The following is a 15,344-nucleotide window of genomic DNA, read 5'->3' on the forward strand; positions in this document are numbered from 1 at the left end:
TCAGATTCGATTCACAGCGATCAGCGGTAAATCGTCGGCGGCGTTCACTTCACGTCCGGCGATATAACGCTCGCTGCGGCGGGTGCGGTCCATCACCTGCCCGACCAATTGGCCACAGGCGGCGTCGATGTCTTCACCACGGGTGGTGCGGACGGTGACGTTGTAGCCGGCCTGGTGCAGTTGATCCTGGAAACGACGGATGGCGTTGTTGCTCGGCCGCTCGTAGCCAGAATGTGGAAACGGGTTAAACGGAATCAGGTTGATCTTGCACGGGATGTTCTTGAGCAACTCGATCATCTCGACCGCGTGCTCGACCTTGTCATTGATGTCCTTGAGCAAGGTGTACTCGATGGTCAGCACGCGCTTTTCGCCCAGGGACGACATATAGCGCTGGCAAGATTCGAGCAGCATCTTAAGCGGATACTTCTTGTTGATCGGCACCAATTGGTTACGCAATGCGTCATTGGGTGCGTGCAGCGACAACGCCAGGGAGACGTCGATGTGCTTGGACAGCTCATCGATCATCGGCACCACGCCGGAGGTGGACAGGGTCACACGGCGCTTGGAGATGCCGTAGCCCAAGTCGTCCATCATCAGGTGCATGGCCGAAACCACGTTGTCGAAGTTCAGCAGCGGCTCACCCATGCCCATCATCACCACGTTGGTGATGGCACGGTCGACGGTCGCCGGGACGCTGCCAAAGGATTTGTTGGCAATCCACACCTGGCCGATCACTTCGGCGGCGGTGAGGTTGCTATTGAAGCCTTGCTTGCCGGTGGAGCAGAAACTGCAGTCCAGGGCACAGCCTGCCTGGGACGAAACGCACAAGGTGCCGCGTTTGCCCTGGGGAATGTACACGGTCTCGACGCAGCTGCCGGACGCAACGCGCACCACCCATTTACGGGTGCCGTCGCTGGAGATGTCCTCGCTGACCACTTCCGGACCACGTACCTCGGCAATGGCCTTGAGCTTGTCGCGCAGGGCCTTGCTGACGTTCGTCATGGCGTCGAAATCATCGACGCCAAAGTGGTGAATCCATTTCATTACCTGACCGGCACGGAAACGCTTCTCCCCGATTGAGTCGAAGAATTTCTCCATTTCCGGCTGGGTCAGCCCCAGCAGGTTGGTTTTTACAGTCGATGTCGTCATGGATTCACCCTCACTCTTTAAGCCGATGCTTAGCGAGCGGTTACTTCAGTAGCTGCGAAGAAGTACGAGATTTCGCGAGCAGCAGCGGCTTCGGAGTCCGAACCGTGTACAGCGTTGGCGTCGATGGACTCGGCGAAGTCAGCACGGATGGTGCCGGCAGCGGCTTCTTTAGGGTTGGTAGCGCCCATCAGCTCACGGTTCAAAGCGATAGCGTTTTCGCCTTCCAGAACCTGGACAACAACAGGACCGGAGATCATGAAGGCAACCAGGTCGCCGAAGAAGCCACGAGCGCTGTGCTCAGCGTAGAAGCCTTCAGCTTCAGCCTTGGACAGTTGCTTGAGTTTCGAAGCTACAACCTTCAGGCCGGCTTTTTCGAAACGAGTGGTGATCTCGCCGATGACGTTTTTTGCAACAGCGTCAGGCTTGATGATGGAGAAAGTACGTTGAACAGCCATGGTGTAACTCCAGAAACGGTAATTTACGAAAAATTAAACCCGCGAATTATACGCGGGTTATTGGGTATTGCCTAACTGCGTAAGGGAGGCGTCAGTCCTGTTCTTCTTTCCAGGCAGTCTGGATAGCCTCCAGGACCTTTTCACCACCGCGATCACGCTCATCTTCGAACCCTGGCAACGCCATGACCATGTCACGCAAAGCTACAAAGTTCAGGGAGTAAGGATCCAGATCCGGGTTGGCATCGGCCAACAGGATAGCGATCTCTTGCACATCAACCCATTTAAGACTCATGACACTTCCTTGAATCAATGCGGCGCTTCGGCAGCATGGTTGAGGGAATACTTCGGAATTTCGACGGTGATGTCTTTCGTACCGACCTTTGCCTGACAGCTTAGGCGAGAAGTCGCTTCCAGGCCCCAGGCACGGTCAAGAAAGTCCTCTTCCAGCTCGTCTGCTTCTTCCAGGGTGTTGAAACCCTTGCGGATGATGCAATGACAGGTGGTGCAGGCGCAGACACCGCCGCAGGCACTTTCGATCTCGATGTGGTTGTCATGGGCAACTTCGAGGATGGACTTGCCGGTCTCAGCCTCCACGACCATACCGTCCGGGCAATGCTCGGCGTGTGGCAGAAAAATGACCTGCGGCATTAATTATTCCTCGATTTCATTCAGGTTGCGCCCGGCCAGTGCGGCTTTCACCGTCTGATCCATGCGGCGGGCGGCAAAGGCATCCGTCACTTGCGACAGGCGCTTGGTCTGTTGCTCGATGGCATAGCCGTCGTTGCCTTTCATCAATTCGGCCAGTTCCTGCATCTGCAGGTCGATGACCATGCGCTCTTCGGCATCCAGCAGGCGCTCGCCGTCGACCTCAAGGGCACCCTGCACCGCTTCGAGCAGGCGCCGGGCATCCACTTGTTGCTCGCGCAGCACGCGAGCGACTTTGTCGTCACCGGCATATTGGAATGAGTCCTTGAGCATCTTGGCGATTTCGCCGTCGGTCAGGCCGTAGGACGGCTTGACCTGGATGCTGGCCTCAACACCCGAACCCAACTCACGCGCAGCGACGTTGAGCAAGCCGTCGGCGTCAACCTGGAAGGTCACGCGAATCTTCGCCGCACCGGCCACCATTGCCGGAATACCGCGCAATTCAAAGCGCGCCAGGGAGCGGCAGTCGCTGATCAGCTCGCGCTCGCCTTGCAGCACATGAATCATCATGGCCGTCTGGCCGTCTTTGTAAGTGGTGAAGTCCTGGGCGCGGGCGACGGGGATGGTGGTGTTGCGTGGAATCACCTTCTCCATCAGGCCACCCATAGTTTCCAGGCCCAGGGACAGCGGGATCACGTCGAGCAGCAGCAGTTCGCCACCATCGCGCTTGTTACCGGCCAGGGTATCAGCCTGGATAGCGGCGCCAATGGCGACCACCTGGTCCGGGTCGATTTCAGTCAGCGGCTGGCGGCCAAAAGCTTCGGCGACAGCGTCACGCACGCGCGGGACGCGGGTGGAACCACCGACCATGACCACGGCCCCCACGTCTTCCAGTTCGATACCGGAATCACGCACGGCACGGCGGCAGGCTTTGAGGCTGCGGGCGACCATAGGCTCGATCAGCGCATCAAAGGCCTCACGGGTCAGCTGGGCCGACCAGGTGCCGTAGGAAACTTCAACAGATGCGGAATCCGTCAGCGCTTCTTTGGCGGCGCAGGCGGTTTGCAGCAGGCTGCGCTGCGCGCCCGGGTCCAGGTCGGCAGACAAGCCGGCGCCACTGATAATCCAGCCCGCAATGGCGTGGTCGAAGTCATCGCCGCCCAGGGCGCTGTCGCCACCGGTGGCCAGCACTTCGAAGACACCGCCGGTCAGGCGCAAAATCGAAATATCAAAGGTGCCGCCGCCCAGGTCGTAAATAGCGACGAGGCCTTCGGCGTGCTGGTCCAGGCCATAGGCCACGGCCGCTGCGGTCGGCTCGTTGAGCAGGCGCAGTACGTTCAAGCCGGCGAGTTTCGCCGCGTCCTTGGTGGCCTGGCGCTGAGCGTCATCGAAATAAGCCGGAACGGTGATTACGGCACCGACCAGTTCGCCGCCCAGGGTTTTTTCCGCGCGCTGGCGCAGCACCTTGAGGATATCGGCCGACACTTCCACCGGGCTTTTCGGGCCTTGGACAGTGTCGATGAACGGCATATGGGATTCACCGCCAACAAAGCGGTATGGCAGCTGGTCGCCCAATTGCTTGACGTCCGACAGACCACGCCCCATCAAGCGCTTGACCGACAGCACGGTGTTCAGAGGATCGGTAGAGGCTGCCAGCTTGGCCGACTCACCGACCTCGGTGCGATCAGCGTGATAGCGCACGGCAGACGGCAGGATCACCTGGCCATCAGCGTCGGGCAACGGCTCGGACAGGCCGCTGCGCAAGGCAGCAACCAGGGAATTGGTGGTGCCCAGGTCAATCCCGACCGCCAGGCGACGCTGGTGCGGTTGAGGGCTTTGGCCGGGTTCGGCGATTTGCAGTAGGGCCATGGTAATCAGGTCTTATCTGTCTATCAGGCGTGCATCACGGGCAGCACACTGGGTTAATCGTCGAGGCGCTCTTCTAGCTGGCGCACTTCGTAGGTGAGCTTGTCGAGGAACTGCATGCGCCGCATCAGGCGTTCGGCCTGTTCGCGTTGCGCTGCATCATTCCAACAGGCTGCGAAGCTTTCGTTGAGCTCATCCTGGGCAGTTTTCAGACGACGCTTGAAGATTGCGACGCCGGCCAGATCGGCTTCGTCCTGCAAGTCTTCGAGTTCTTCGCGCCACTGCATCTGCTGCATCAGGAAGTCCGGATCGTGCACCGTGACTTCCAGCGGCAACTCACCACCGTTCATCGCGAGCAGGTAGCGCGCGCGTTTCGGGGGACTTTTGAGCGTCTGATAGGCTTCGTTGAGGCTGGCCGACTTCTCCAGCGCCACGCGCTGCTCACGCTCGGAAGCGTCAGCGAAGCGGTCCGGATGCACCCCACGCGCCAGTTCTCGGTAGCGCGTGGCAAGCTGCTCAAGGTCCAGCCGAAAGCTCGGCTGCAGCTCGAATAAAGCGAAATGACAAGGAGTACCCACGAGTAGCCTCAGATGTTGAAGCTTTCGCCGCAGCCACATTCACCGCGGACGTTGGGGTTATTGAACTTGAAGCCTTCGTTCAACCCTTCCTTGACGAAATCGAGTTCGGTGCCGTCCAGGTAGGTCAGGCTCTTGGGGTCGATGATCACTTTTTCGCCGTGACTCTCGAACACCTGGTCTTCCGCAACCACCTCGTCGACAAACTCCAGCACGTAGGCAAGGCCGGAACAGCCCGTGGTGCGAACACCCAGACGAATCCCCTCACCTTTACCGCGCCCATTCAGGGAGCGGCGAATGTGCTGCGCAGCCGCTTCTGTCATGCTGATAGCCATCGTTGACTCCTTACTCGTCGCCAAATGCTTAAATCAAGCCTTTCTTCTGCTTGTAGTCGCGAACGGCCGCCTTGATGGCGTCTTCTGCGAGTACCGAGCAGTGGATTTTCACGGGCGGCAGGGCCAGTTCTTCGGCCAGTTGGGTGTTGCTGATAGTGACAGCCTCATCCAGGGTCTTGCCTTTCATCCATTCGGTCGCCAGTGAACTGGAAGCGATGGCCGAACCGCAGCCGTAGGTCTTGAACTTGGCGTCTTCGATAACGCCAGCGTCGTTGACCTTGATCTGCAGGCGCATCACATCGCCGCACGCCGGAGCGCCGACCATGCCGGTGCCGACATCAGGGTCTTCCGCGTCCATCTTGCCGACGTTGCGCGGGTTTTCGTAGTGGTCGATGACCTTTTCGCTGTAAGCCATGGTACTGAATCCTCACTCATCAGGGCCGCTCTGGAACCCTGTAGAAACGCCTGCGTTTTCCGCCACGTTCCTACAGAGCTGGGGTGGCGGCTTCTATAGTTAGTGTGCCGCCCACTCGATCTTGGAAATATCGACACCGTCTTTGTACATGTCCCACAGCGGCGACAGGACGCGCAGCTTGTTGACGGCTTCACAGACTTTCTGCGCGGCGTAGTCGACTTGCTCTTCGGTGGTGAAACGGCCGAACGTAAAGCGGATCGAGCTGTGTGCCAGTTCGTCGTTACGGCCCAGGGCGCGCAGTACGTACGAAGGCTCAAGGGACGCCGAGGTGCAGGCCGAACCGGACGAAACCGCCAGGTCCTTGAGGGCCATGATCAGCGACTCGCCTTCGACGTAGTTGAAGCTCAAATTCAGGTTGTGCGGTACGCGGGCGGTCATGCTGCCGTTGATGTACAGCTCTTCAAGGCCTTCGACCTGCTTGTAGAAGCGGTCGCTCAGCGCTTTGATGCGCACGTTTTCGGCAGCCATGTCTTCCTTGGCCACGCGGAAGGCTTCGCCCATGCCCACGATCTGGTGGGTCGCCAGGGTGCCCGAACGCATGCCGCGCTCGTGACCGCCGCCGTGCATGGTGGCTTCGATGCGCACACGTGGCTTGCGGCTCACGTACAGGGCGCCGATGCCTTTGGGGCCGTAGGTCTTGTGGGCCGAGAACGACATCAGGTCGACTTTCAGTTTCGACAGGTCGATGTCGACCTTGCCGGTGGACTGTGCAGCGTCGACGTGCAGCAGGATGCCCTTGGAACGGGTCAGCTCGCCGATGGCTGCGATGTCGTTGATGGTGCCGATTTCGTTGTTCACGTGAATCACGGAAACCAGGATGGTGTCTTCACGCAGCGCGGCTTCGATCATGGCCGGGGTGACGATGCCGTCGGTGGTTGGCTCGAGGTAGGTAACCTCGAAACCTTCACGCTCCAGTTGGCGCATGGTGTCGAGGACAGCCTTGTGCTCAATCTTGGTGGTGATCAGGTGCTTGCCTTTGGTCGCGTAGAAATGCGCCGCGCCCTTGATAGCCAGGTTGTCGGACTCGGTGGCACCGGAGGTCCAGACGATTTCACGCGGGTCTGCGCCAACCAGGTCTGCCACCTGGCGACGAGCGTTCTCGACCGCTTCCTCGGCTTTCCAGCCGAATACGTGGGAACGGGAGGCCGGGTTGCCGAAGTTTCCGTCAACCAGCAGGCATTCGCTCATCTTTTGCGCGACACGCGGATCAACCGGGGTGGTCGCTGAGTAATCAAGGTAAATCGGCAATTTCATGGACTTTCTCCTAAATCAGGCTGGCTGGCGTGCCGTTAGCTCTTCGGCTGTCACTCGACGGCGGACGCTTCGATCTTGTCCAGACGCGGCGCCTTGGTGTTGCAACGGCGCTGGTCCTGACGCTGGGCTACTTCTTGCACCTCACGGCGAGTCACAAGATCAGCCAAGCTGATACCACTCAAAAACTCATGGATCTGCAGGCTCAAATCACACCACAGGTGGTGCGTGAGGCAGGTGTCGCCGGCATGGCAATCACCCAACCCCTGGCATTTGGTGGCGTCGACGGATTCGTTGACCGCGTCGATCACCTGGGCGACCTGAATGCCCTGCATGTCACGGGACAACTGATAGCCACCACCCGGCCCACGCACACTGGACACCAGGTTGCTGCGACGCAATTTGGCGAACAGTTGCTCGAGGTAGGACAGGGAAATGCCTTGGCGCTCAGAGATATCGGCCAGGGACACCGGCCCAGTTTGCGCGTGCAAAGCCAAGTCGAGCATGGCGGTCACCGCGTATCGGCCTTTTGTAGTCAGTCTCATGGACAAGTACCAAGGTGTTTCAGAATGGGAGCAAGTATGCGATTCCCGAGTATTTAAGTCAACTATAAGACCTAGTACTTTAGTCAGGATTACCCGTAAAAAGGGCGCGCGAATCATAGCAGGATGGGTCGACGACGAACAGCGAGAACAAGGGCGGATGGAGATCGCTGGATCAACGGAGACCAAAATGTGGGAGGGAGCTTGCTCCCGATAGCGGTGTACCAGCCACGAAAGTGGTGACTGACACATTGCTATCGGGGGCAAGCCCCCTCCCACAGAAAGGCCTCAGCCGGCCTTGGACGCAGCCTCGTCCTTGATTTCGGCAAAGTCTTCTTCGCGCAACTCAGGCAGATCTTTCGCACAGTAAGGGCTGCCCAGATCCTTCAGCGCACCGCACATACCCTCCAACTTGCCGTCCACCGCCTGCAGGTGGTCGAGTAACTGGCCGATGGCGCGCGCCACCGGATCGGGCATATCCTCGCTGACACCATAGGCATCGAAACCGATTTTCTCGGCCATAGCCTTGCGCTTGGCCTCCTGCTCGTCGCCGGCTTCCGGCTTGACGATGATCCGGCCTGGAATACCGACAACGGTCGCGCCCGGAGGCACAGCTTTGGTCACGACAGCATTGGAACCGACCTTGGCACCCGCACCGACGGTGAAAGGGCCGAGCACCTTGGCGCCCGCCCCCACCACCACGCCATCACCCAGCGTGGGGTGCCGCTTGCCTTTGTTCCAACTGGTGCCGCCCAGGGTCACACCCTGATAAAGCGTCACGTCGTCACCAATTTCGGCGGTCTCGCCAATCACGATGCCCATGCCGTGGTCAATAAAGAAACGGCGCCCGACTTTGGCGCCCGGGTGAATCTCGATCCCGGTCAACCAGCGACCGAAGTTCGACACCAGCCGCGCCAGCCATTTCCAGCCCATGCCCCACAAGGCGCCGGACAGGCGGTGTATCCAGATGGCGTGCATGCCCGGGTAGCAGGTCAGCACTTCAAAGGCGTTGCGCGCCGCCGGATCACGGTGGAAAACACTCTGGATATCTTCTCGCAAACGCTCGAACATTTTTAATCCTTCCGCTTAAGAAGCTCGCCACGGGCCGCTTTCTGGGTTTCCGTGAGGATGCCACGCAATATATTCATTTCTGCCCGGCTGACCGAGCTGCGTCCGTAAAGGCGACGCAGGCGCGCCATCAAGTGCCGTGGTTTTTCCGGATCGAGGAACTCGATGGCCACCAGGGTTTGCTCCAGGTGCTCATAGAACCGTTCCAGCTCGTCCATGGTGGCCAATTCGCCACTTTTGGTCGAGGCAACCTCTTCCTTCTCTACCTTGCTTGGCTGACCAGCAGCGACCAGCCAGGCCATGCGCACTTCGTAAGTCAACACCTGCACCGCTGCCCCGAGGTTCAGCGAGCTGAATTCAGGGTCTGATGGGATGTGCACGTGGTAATGACATCGCTGCAGCTCTTCATTGGTGAGGCCGGAGTCTTCACGACCAAACACCAAGGCGATTTCAGCACCACCGGCGGCCTCTTCCACCACCTTGGTGCCGCACTCACGCGGATCCAGCAATGGCCAGGGGATGCGGCGGTCGCGGGCACTGGTGCCGAGCACCAGGTTGCAGCCGACCAACGCGTCTTCCAAGGTGGCGACGACCTGGGCTTTTTCAAGCAGGTCATTGGCGCCGGATGCGCGAGCATCGGCCTCGTGATGCGGAAACACGCGTGGTTCGACCAGCACCAGGCGCGTCAGCCCCATGTTTTTCATGGCTCGCGCCACTCCGCCGATGTTGCCGGGATGACTGGTATTGACCAAGACGACACGAATGTTTTGCAGCAAGGGAGGCGCTCTCGGACACGGGAAAGGGGAGCAAATCTTACAGAACAGCCTAAGGTTATGCCATGAAAGCTAACGTCGTCCTTCACCTGAAGAAAGTTTCTGCTAGAATGCTCGGCTTTCTTTAACAACCTTAGGTGACACATCCATGCAGCCCATGCTGAATATCGCGCTGCGCGCCGCCCGCAGCGCCAGTGAATTGATCTTCCGCTCCATCGAGCGCCTGGATACCATCAAGGTCGACGAAAAAGACGCCAAGGATTACGTATCCGAGGTGGATCGCGCCGCCGAACAGAAAATTATCGACGCCCTGCGCAAGGCCTACCCTACCCACGGCATCCTCGGCGAAGAAACCGGCCTGCACAAAGGCAGCGGTGAAGGCGAAGACTACCTGTGGATCATCGACCCACTGGATGGCACCACCAACTTCCTGCGCGGTATCCCGCACTTTGCCGTGAGCATCGCGTGCAAATACCGTGGCCGCCTGGAACACGCCGTGGTTCTGGACCCAGTCCGCCAGGAAGAATTCACCGCCAGTCGTGGCCGCGGCGCCCAACTGAACGGTCGTCGCCTGCGTGTCAGCGGTCGTACTAGCCTGGACGGCGCCCTGCTGGGCACTGGCTTCCCGTTCCGTGACGACCAGATGGACAACCTGGAAAACTACCTGGGCATGTTCCGCGCCCTGGTTGGCCAGACTGCCGGCATCCGCCGCGCTGGCGCGGCAAGCCTGGACCTGGCGTATGTGGCTGCCGGTCGTTTTGATGCGTTCTGGGAGTCGGGCCTGTCCGAGTGGGACATGGCTGCGGGCGCCCTGCTGATCCAGGAAGCGGGCGGCTTGGTGAGCGACTTCACCGGCGGTCATGACTTCCTTGAGAAAGGTCACGTGGTGGCCGGCAACACCAAATGCTTCAAGGCAGTACTCACAGCTATCCAGCCGCACCTGCCGGCTTCGCTGAAGCGTTAAGCGAGCGAGCACAAAAAAGCACCCCGAAGGGTGCTTTTTTTATGCCTGGGATTTGAGGTTTGCCGCGACTCCAGCAACAACGCAAATCAATTGTGGGAGGGGGCTTGCCCCCGATTGCAGTGGGTCAGCACCCAACGAGCTGACTAATCCACCGCTATCGGGAACAAGCCCCCTCCCACATTTTGAACTCACACAACTTTTTGCATCGGTATCAGGCTTGGAATTACTGCTGGTTCTGGCCCAGCACCAAGCGGCCTTCCTTGTCGACCGGAATCTGACCACCCGGATCACGGTCCATGCGCACCGAACCTTCCTTGCCATCCAAGGTGTAACGCACGTCATAACCGACCACTTTGTCGCTGATGTCGTTGACGGTGTTACAGCGAGTTTGCGTGGTGGTGTAGGTATCGCGGTTCTGCATGCCTTCCTGAACCTTGTTACCGGCGTAACCACCACCGACCGCACCGGCTACCGTAGCCAGCTTCTTGCCATTACCGCCACCCACCTGGTTGCCGAGTAGGCCACCAGCCAGCGCACCGACCACGGTGCCGACGATCTGATGTTGATCCTGCACCGGCTTCTGCCGGGTCACGGCGACATCCTTGCAGACCTCGCGCGGGGTTTTGATCTGGGTTTTCACCGGCTGCACTGCCAGCACTTGCGCATACTCAGGGCCGCTTTTTACCAGGCTGTAGGTGGCAACAGCACCCCCGGCAGTCACACCGACAGCACCCAATACCGCACCAACCAGTAACGACTTGTTCACGTGAACCTCCTGACCATCACAAACGGATCGAAAGATCCGCGCTATACCCAGCCTTGGAGCAAAAAAAAAGGCACGAGTTCAATACTCGTGCCTTTTTGTAACAGCGGATCAACAAGCGCACATCAAGGACGGTCGTCGACCTCCTTGCCAGTGCTGGTCGGAGGGATCAGGTCTTCGCTGTTGAGGTTCAGCCAGATCAGCACCACGTTGGCGATGTAGATCGACGAATAGGTACCCGCCAGTACGCCGATGAACAGTGCCAGTGAGAAGCCCCACAGGTTGTCGCCGCCGAAGATCATCAGCGCCGCAATCGCCAGCAACGTGGAGATCGAGGTCGCCATGGTGCGCAACAGGGTCTGGGTGGTGGAGATGTTGATGTTCTCGATCAGCGACGCCTTGCGCAGTACGCGGAAGTTCTCACGAACCCGGTCGAATACCACGATGGTGTCGTTGAGCGAGTAACCAATGATCGCCAGTACAGCCGCCAGTACGGTCAGGTCGAAGGTCACCTGGAAGTACGCCAGGATACCCACGGTCACGATCACGTCGTGGATCAGCGACACAATCGCGCCAACACCGAACTTCCACTGAAAGCGGAAGGCCAGGTAGATCATGATGCCGACCAGCGCCATCAGCATGCCGAGGCCGCCCTGGTCGCGCAGCTCTTCACCCACTTGCGGGCCGACGAACTCGACGCGCTTGACCGACGCCGGGTTGTCGCCGCCGACCTTCTGCAAGGCCTCGGCCACCTGGTGACCCAGTTGCGGGTCTTCGCCCGGCATACGCACCAGCAGGTCGGTGGTCGCACCAAAGCTCTGCACGATGGCTTCGTGATAGCCGGCCTTGACCAGCTCGTTGCGCACCAGGGTAACGTCGGCAGGCTTCTCGTAGGTCAGCTCGATGAGCGTACCGCCGGTGAAGTCCAGACCGTAGTTCAGGCCCTTATGGAACCAGCTGAACAACGCCAGAACGGTAAGGAGCACGGTGACGCCGAACGCAATGTTGCGAACGCCCATGAAGTTGATTGTACGTAACATGGCAGCCCCTTAAATCCACAACTTCTTGAAGTCACGTCCGCCAAAGATCAGGTTGACCATTGCGCGGGTCACCATGATGGCCGTGAACATCGAGGTAAAGATACCGAGGGACATGGTCACCGCAAAACCCTTGACCGGGCCGGTGCCCATGGCAAAGAGAATCCCGCCGACCAGCAACGTGGTCAGGTTGGAGTCGAGAATCGCGGTAAATGCCCGGCCGAAGCCTTCGTTGATTGCACGCTGTACGGTCATGCCCGCCGCGATCTCTTCACGGATCCGCGAGAAGATCAGTACGTTGGCGTCTACCGCCATACCCATGGTGAGTACGATACCGGCGATACCTGGCAGGGTCAGTGTAGCGCCCAGCAGCGACATCAGGGCCAGCAGCATCACCATGTTGCCCGCCAGGGCCACGGTGGCGATGATGCCGAAGAAGCGGTAGATGGCGATGATGAACAGCGACACGAACAGCATGCCCCACAACGCCGCGTCGATACCCTTGGTGATGTTGTCGGCACCCAGGCTCGGGCCGATGGTACGTTCTTCAGCGAAGTACATCGGCGCCGCCAGGCCACCGGCACGCAGCAACAGGGCCAGCTCAGACGATTCACCCTGGCCGTTCAGGCCAGTGATGCGGAATTGAGCACCCAGCGGCGACTGGATGGTCGCCAGGCTGATGATCTTCTTCTCTTCCTTGAAGGTCTGGACCGGCACGTCCTTCTCGACGCCGTCGACCATCTGCTTGGTGTAAGTGGTGACAGGGCGCTGCTCGATGAAGATCACCGCCATGCTGCGACCGACGTTGCTGCGCGTGGCGCGGCTCATCAGGTCGCCGCCATGGCCATCCAGGCGGATGTTCACTTCAGGCGTACCGTGCTGGGAGTCGAAACCGGCCTTGGCGTCGGTGACCTGGTCACCGGTGATGATCAAGCCACGCTCAATCAGTGCAGGAGGACGATTGCCTTCGCGGAACTCGAACTCCTCGGCAGTGGCACGGGTAGCACCCGGCTCGGCCGCCAGACGGAATTCCAGGTTGGCGGTCTTGCCCAGGATACGCTTGGCTTCAGCCGTGTCCTGCACGCCCGGCAGCTCAACCACGATGCGGTTGGCGCCCTGGCGCTGGACGATCGGCTCGGCCACACCCAGCTCGTTGACGCGGTTACGCACCGTGGTCAAGTTCTGCTTGATGGAGTATTCACGGATTTCCGCGATCTTGGCCGGCGTCATCGCCAGGCGCAGTACAGGCTGACCATTGAGGTCGGCCGGTACGATGTCGAAATCGTTGAAGTTCTTGCGCACCAGCGCACGGGCCTGCTCGCGGGACGCTTCGTCAGAGAAGCCCAGCTGGATGGCACCGTTGAACTGCGGCAGGCTGCGATAGCGCAGCTTCTCTTTGCGCAGCAGGCTCTTCACGTCGCCTTCGTAGACTTTCAGGCGCGCGTCGAGGGCTTTGTCCATGTCGACTTCCAGCAGGAAGTGCACACCACCGGACAAGTCCAGGCCCAGCTTCATCGGGTGCGCGCCAATGCTGCGCAGCCATTGTGGGGTGGTCTGTGCCAGGTTGAGCGCGACTACATAGTCATCACCCATGGCCTTGCGTACGACGTCCTTGGCCGGCAATTGGTCTTCTGCCTTGGTCAGGCGCAACAAGCCGCCTTTGGCACCCGCCGCCAATGTTGCCGCCTTGACCTGGATACCCGCGTCGGTGAGCGCTTTGCTCGCACGGTCCAGATCGGCCTGATTGACCTGCAGCGAAGTGCTGGCGCCAGTGATCTGGATCGCCGGGTCATCAGGATAAAGATTGGGAGCGGAATAAATAAAACCGATCGCCAGCACCGCCAGGATCAGTACGTATTTCCACAGAGGGTATTTGTTCAGCATCACGCCGCCCGCTTATAACGCGGGGCGCCTTGCGCGCCCCGTCGATTGGTAAAGGTTGTTACTCAGATCGCTTTGAGCGTGCCTTTTGGCAGCGTGGCGGCGATGGCGCCCTTCTGGAACTTCATTTCTACGGTGTCGGAGACTTCCAGGACCACAAAAGCATCGGAAACCTTGGTGATCTTGCCGGCGATACCGCCAGTGGTCACCACTTCGTCGCCTTTTTGCAGGCTGCCGAGCAGGTTTTTCTGCTCTTTGGCGCGCTTGGCCTGTGGACGCCAGATCATCAGGTAGAAGATGACCAGGAAGCCGACCAGGAAAATCCACTCGAAACCACCGCCCATAGGACCGGCAGCGGCAGGCGCAGCGGCATCAGCCATGGCGTTAGAGATAAAAAAGCTCATTTAGCACTCCAGTTGCAAATAGTGAATCTTAGGGTCGGAAAACTCAGTCCAAGGGCGGCACAGGGAGCCCGCGCTTGGCATAGAAGGCATCGACGAAGGCGGCCAATGTACCCTGTTGAATAGCCTCGCGCAAACCAGCCATCAGGACTTGGTAGTGACGCAAATTGTGGATGGTATTCAACATGCTACCCAGCATTTCCCCGCACTTGTCCAGATGGTGCAGATAAGCACGGGAGAAGTTCTGGCAGGTGTAGCAGTCACAGGTGGGATCCAGCGGCGAATCATCATGGCGATGGAACGCGTTACGGATCTTCAGCACGCCTGTATCGATGAACAGATGCCCATTGCGGGCATTACGGGTTGGCATCACGCAATCGAACATGTCCACACCGCGGCGCACACCCTCTACGAGATCTTCCGGTTTGCCAACGCCCATAAGGTAACGAGGTTTGTCAGCAGGCATCAGGCCCGGCAGGTAATCCAGTACCTTGATCATCTCGTGCTTGGGCTCGCCCACCGACAGACCGCCGATGGCCAGGCCGTCAAAGCCGATCTTGTCGAGGCCTTCGAGCGAGCGTTTGCGCAGGCTTTCATGCATGCCGCCCTGGACGATGCCGAACAGCGCCGCGGTGTTGTCTCCATGGGCATTCTTCGATCGCTGCGCCCAGCGCAGGGACAACTCCATGGAAATCCGCGCGACGTCTTCGTCAGCCGGGTACGGCGTGCATTCGTCGAAAATCATCACGATGTCAGAACCCAGGTCACGCTGGACCTGCATCGACTCTTCCGGGCCCATGAACACTTTGGAACCGTCCACCGGCGAGGCGAAGGTCACGCCCTCTTCCTTGATCTTGCGCATGGCACCCAGGCTGAACACCTGAAAACCACCCGAGTCGGTCAGGATCGGGCCCTGCCACTTCATGAAGTCATGCAGGTCGCCGTGCTTCTTGATCACTTCCGTGCCCGGGCGCAGCCACAGGTGGAAGGTGTTGCCGAGGATGATCTCGGCGCCGGTGGCGACGATGTCACGCGGCAGCATGCCCTTGACGGTGCCGTAGGTGCCCACGGGCATGAAGGCCGGGGTCTCGACGGTGCCGCGCGGGAAAGTCAGGCGACCACGACGGGCTTTACCGTCGGTGGCGAGCAATTCAAACGACATAC

Annotated in this window: 18 protein-coding genes; 1 reads left to right on the plus strand and 17 read right to left on the minus strand. The window is 59.5% G+C overall.

Annotation, left to right across the window (positions count from 1 at the left end; genetic code table 11):
- From rlmN to trmJ, 12 genes are all read right to left on the minus strand, one after another.
- Positions 1-1,149: a dual-specificity RNA methyltransferase RlmN gene (gene rlmN / locus ACZ445_RS24905; protein WP_058423374.1), complete on the minus strand. Its 1,149-nt coding sequence runs from the start codon at positions 1,147-1,149 to the stop codon at positions 1-3.
- A gap of 29 nt (positions 1,150-1,178) precedes the next feature.
- Positions 1,179-1,604, minus strand: a complete 426-nt coding sequence (gene ndk / locus ACZ445_RS24910) for a nucleoside-diphosphate kinase (RefSeq protein WP_003175956.1) — start codon at positions 1,602-1,604, stop codon at positions 1,179-1,181.
- Between the two features lie 91 nt (positions 1,605-1,695).
- Positions 1,696-1,896, minus strand: coding sequence for a Fe-S cluster assembly protein IscX (iscX, locus tag ACZ445_RS24915; RefSeq protein WP_016977667.1), 201 nt, complete (start codon positions 1,894-1,896; stop codon positions 1,696-1,698).
- Between the two features lie 14 nt (positions 1,897-1,910).
- Positions 1,911-2,252, minus strand: a complete 342-nt coding sequence (gene fdx / locus ACZ445_RS24920; protein ID WP_464707692.1) for an ISC system 2Fe-2S type ferredoxin — start codon at positions 2,250-2,252, stop codon at positions 1,911-1,913.
- Between the two features lie 3 nt (positions 2,253-2,255).
- Positions 2,256-4,118, minus strand: coding sequence for a Fe-S protein assembly chaperone HscA (gene hscA, locus ACZ445_RS24925; protein ID WP_058423376.1), 1,863 nt, complete (start codon positions 4,116-4,118; stop codon positions 2,256-2,258).
- 53 nt (positions 4,119-4,171) lie between these two features.
- Positions 4,172-4,693, minus strand: a complete 522-nt coding sequence (hscB, locus tag ACZ445_RS24930) for a co-chaperone HscB (protein WP_058423377.1) — start codon at positions 4,691-4,693, stop codon at positions 4,172-4,174.
- 8 nt (positions 4,694-4,701) lie between these two features.
- Positions 4,702-5,025: an iron-sulfur cluster assembly protein IscA gene (gene iscA, locus ACZ445_RS24935; protein WP_003175963.1), complete on the minus strand. Its 324-nt coding sequence runs from the start codon at positions 5,023-5,025 to the stop codon at positions 4,702-4,704.
- A 28-nt stretch (positions 5,026-5,053) separates the two neighbouring features.
- Positions 5,054-5,440, minus strand: coding sequence for a Fe-S cluster assembly scaffold IscU (gene iscU / locus ACZ445_RS24940; protein ID WP_028617851.1), 387 nt, complete (start codon positions 5,438-5,440; stop codon positions 5,054-5,056).
- Positions 5,441-5,539: 99 nt separating this feature from the next.
- A complete protein-coding gene (locus tag ACZ445_RS24945; RefSeq protein ID WP_058423378.1) occupies positions 5,540-6,754 on the minus strand; it encodes an IscS subfamily cysteine desulfurase in 1,215 nt (404 codons plus the stop codon).
- A 50-nt stretch (positions 6,755-6,804) separates the two neighbouring features.
- Positions 6,805-7,296, minus strand: a complete 492-nt coding sequence (iscR, locus tag ACZ445_RS24950) for a Fe-S cluster assembly transcriptional regulator IscR (RefSeq protein WP_003194020.1) — start codon at positions 7,294-7,296, stop codon at positions 6,805-6,807.
- Between the two features lie 285 nt (positions 7,297-7,581).
- Positions 7,582-8,364 (minus strand): serine O-acetyltransferase, encoded by a 783-nt coding sequence (gene cysE / locus ACZ445_RS24955; RefSeq protein ID WP_058423379.1) that lies wholly within the window; start codon positions 8,362-8,364, stop codon positions 7,582-7,584.
- 2 nt (positions 8,365-8,366) lie between these two features.
- Positions 8,367-9,137 carry a tRNA (cytosine(32)/uridine(32)-2'-O)-methyltransferase TrmJ gene (trmJ, locus tag ACZ445_RS24960; RefSeq protein WP_058423380.1) on the minus strand — a complete coding sequence of 257 codons (771 nt, stop codon included), beginning with the start codon at positions 9,135-9,137 and terminating at the stop codon, positions 8,367-8,369.
- A gap of 145 nt (positions 9,138-9,282) precedes the next feature.
- On the opposite strand from trmJ, the gene suhB reads away from it, so the two are divergent.
- The gene (gene suhB / locus ACZ445_RS24965; RefSeq protein WP_003175971.1) at positions 9,283-10,098 is read left to right on the plus strand and encodes a type III secretion system regulator SuhB; all 816 of its coding nucleotides are present in this window, start codon (positions 9,283-9,285) and stop codon (positions 10,096-10,098) included.
- Between the two features lie 223 nt (positions 10,099-10,321).
- On the opposite strand, the gene ACZ445_RS24970 is transcribed toward suhB, so the two are convergent.
- From ACZ445_RS24970 to tgt, 5 genes are all read right to left on the minus strand, one after another.
- On the minus strand, positions 10,322-10,864 hold the full coding sequence (locus ACZ445_RS24970) for a glycine zipper 2TM domain-containing protein (protein WP_015885750.1): 543 nt from the start codon (positions 10,862-10,864) through the stop codon (positions 10,322-10,324).
- Between the two features lie 122 nt (positions 10,865-10,986).
- Positions 10,987-11,901 carry a protein translocase subunit SecF gene (gene secF, locus ACZ445_RS24975; protein WP_058423381.1) on the minus strand — a complete coding sequence of 305 codons (915 nt, stop codon included), beginning with the start codon at positions 11,899-11,901 and terminating at the stop codon, positions 10,987-10,989.
- 9 nt (positions 11,902-11,910) lie between these two features.
- On the minus strand, positions 11,911-13,782 hold the full coding sequence (gene secD / locus ACZ445_RS24980; RefSeq protein ID WP_058423382.1) for a protein translocase subunit SecD: 1,872 nt from the start codon (positions 13,780-13,782) through the stop codon (positions 11,911-11,913).
- Between the two features lie 62 nt (positions 13,783-13,844).
- A complete protein-coding gene (gene yajC, locus ACZ445_RS24985) occupies positions 13,845-14,183 on the minus strand; it encodes a preprotein translocase subunit YajC (protein WP_003175975.1) in 339 nt (112 codons plus the stop codon).
- 43 nt (positions 14,184-14,226) lie between these two features.
- Positions 14,227-15,342, minus strand: a complete 1,116-nt coding sequence (tgt, locus tag ACZ445_RS24990; RefSeq protein ID WP_003175976.1) for a tRNA guanosine(34) transglycosylase Tgt — start codon at positions 15,340-15,342, stop codon at positions 14,227-14,229.
- Positions 15,343-15,344: the final 2 nt, after the last annotated feature.

It is taken from the genome of Pseudomonas allii, from assembly GCF_055380095.1.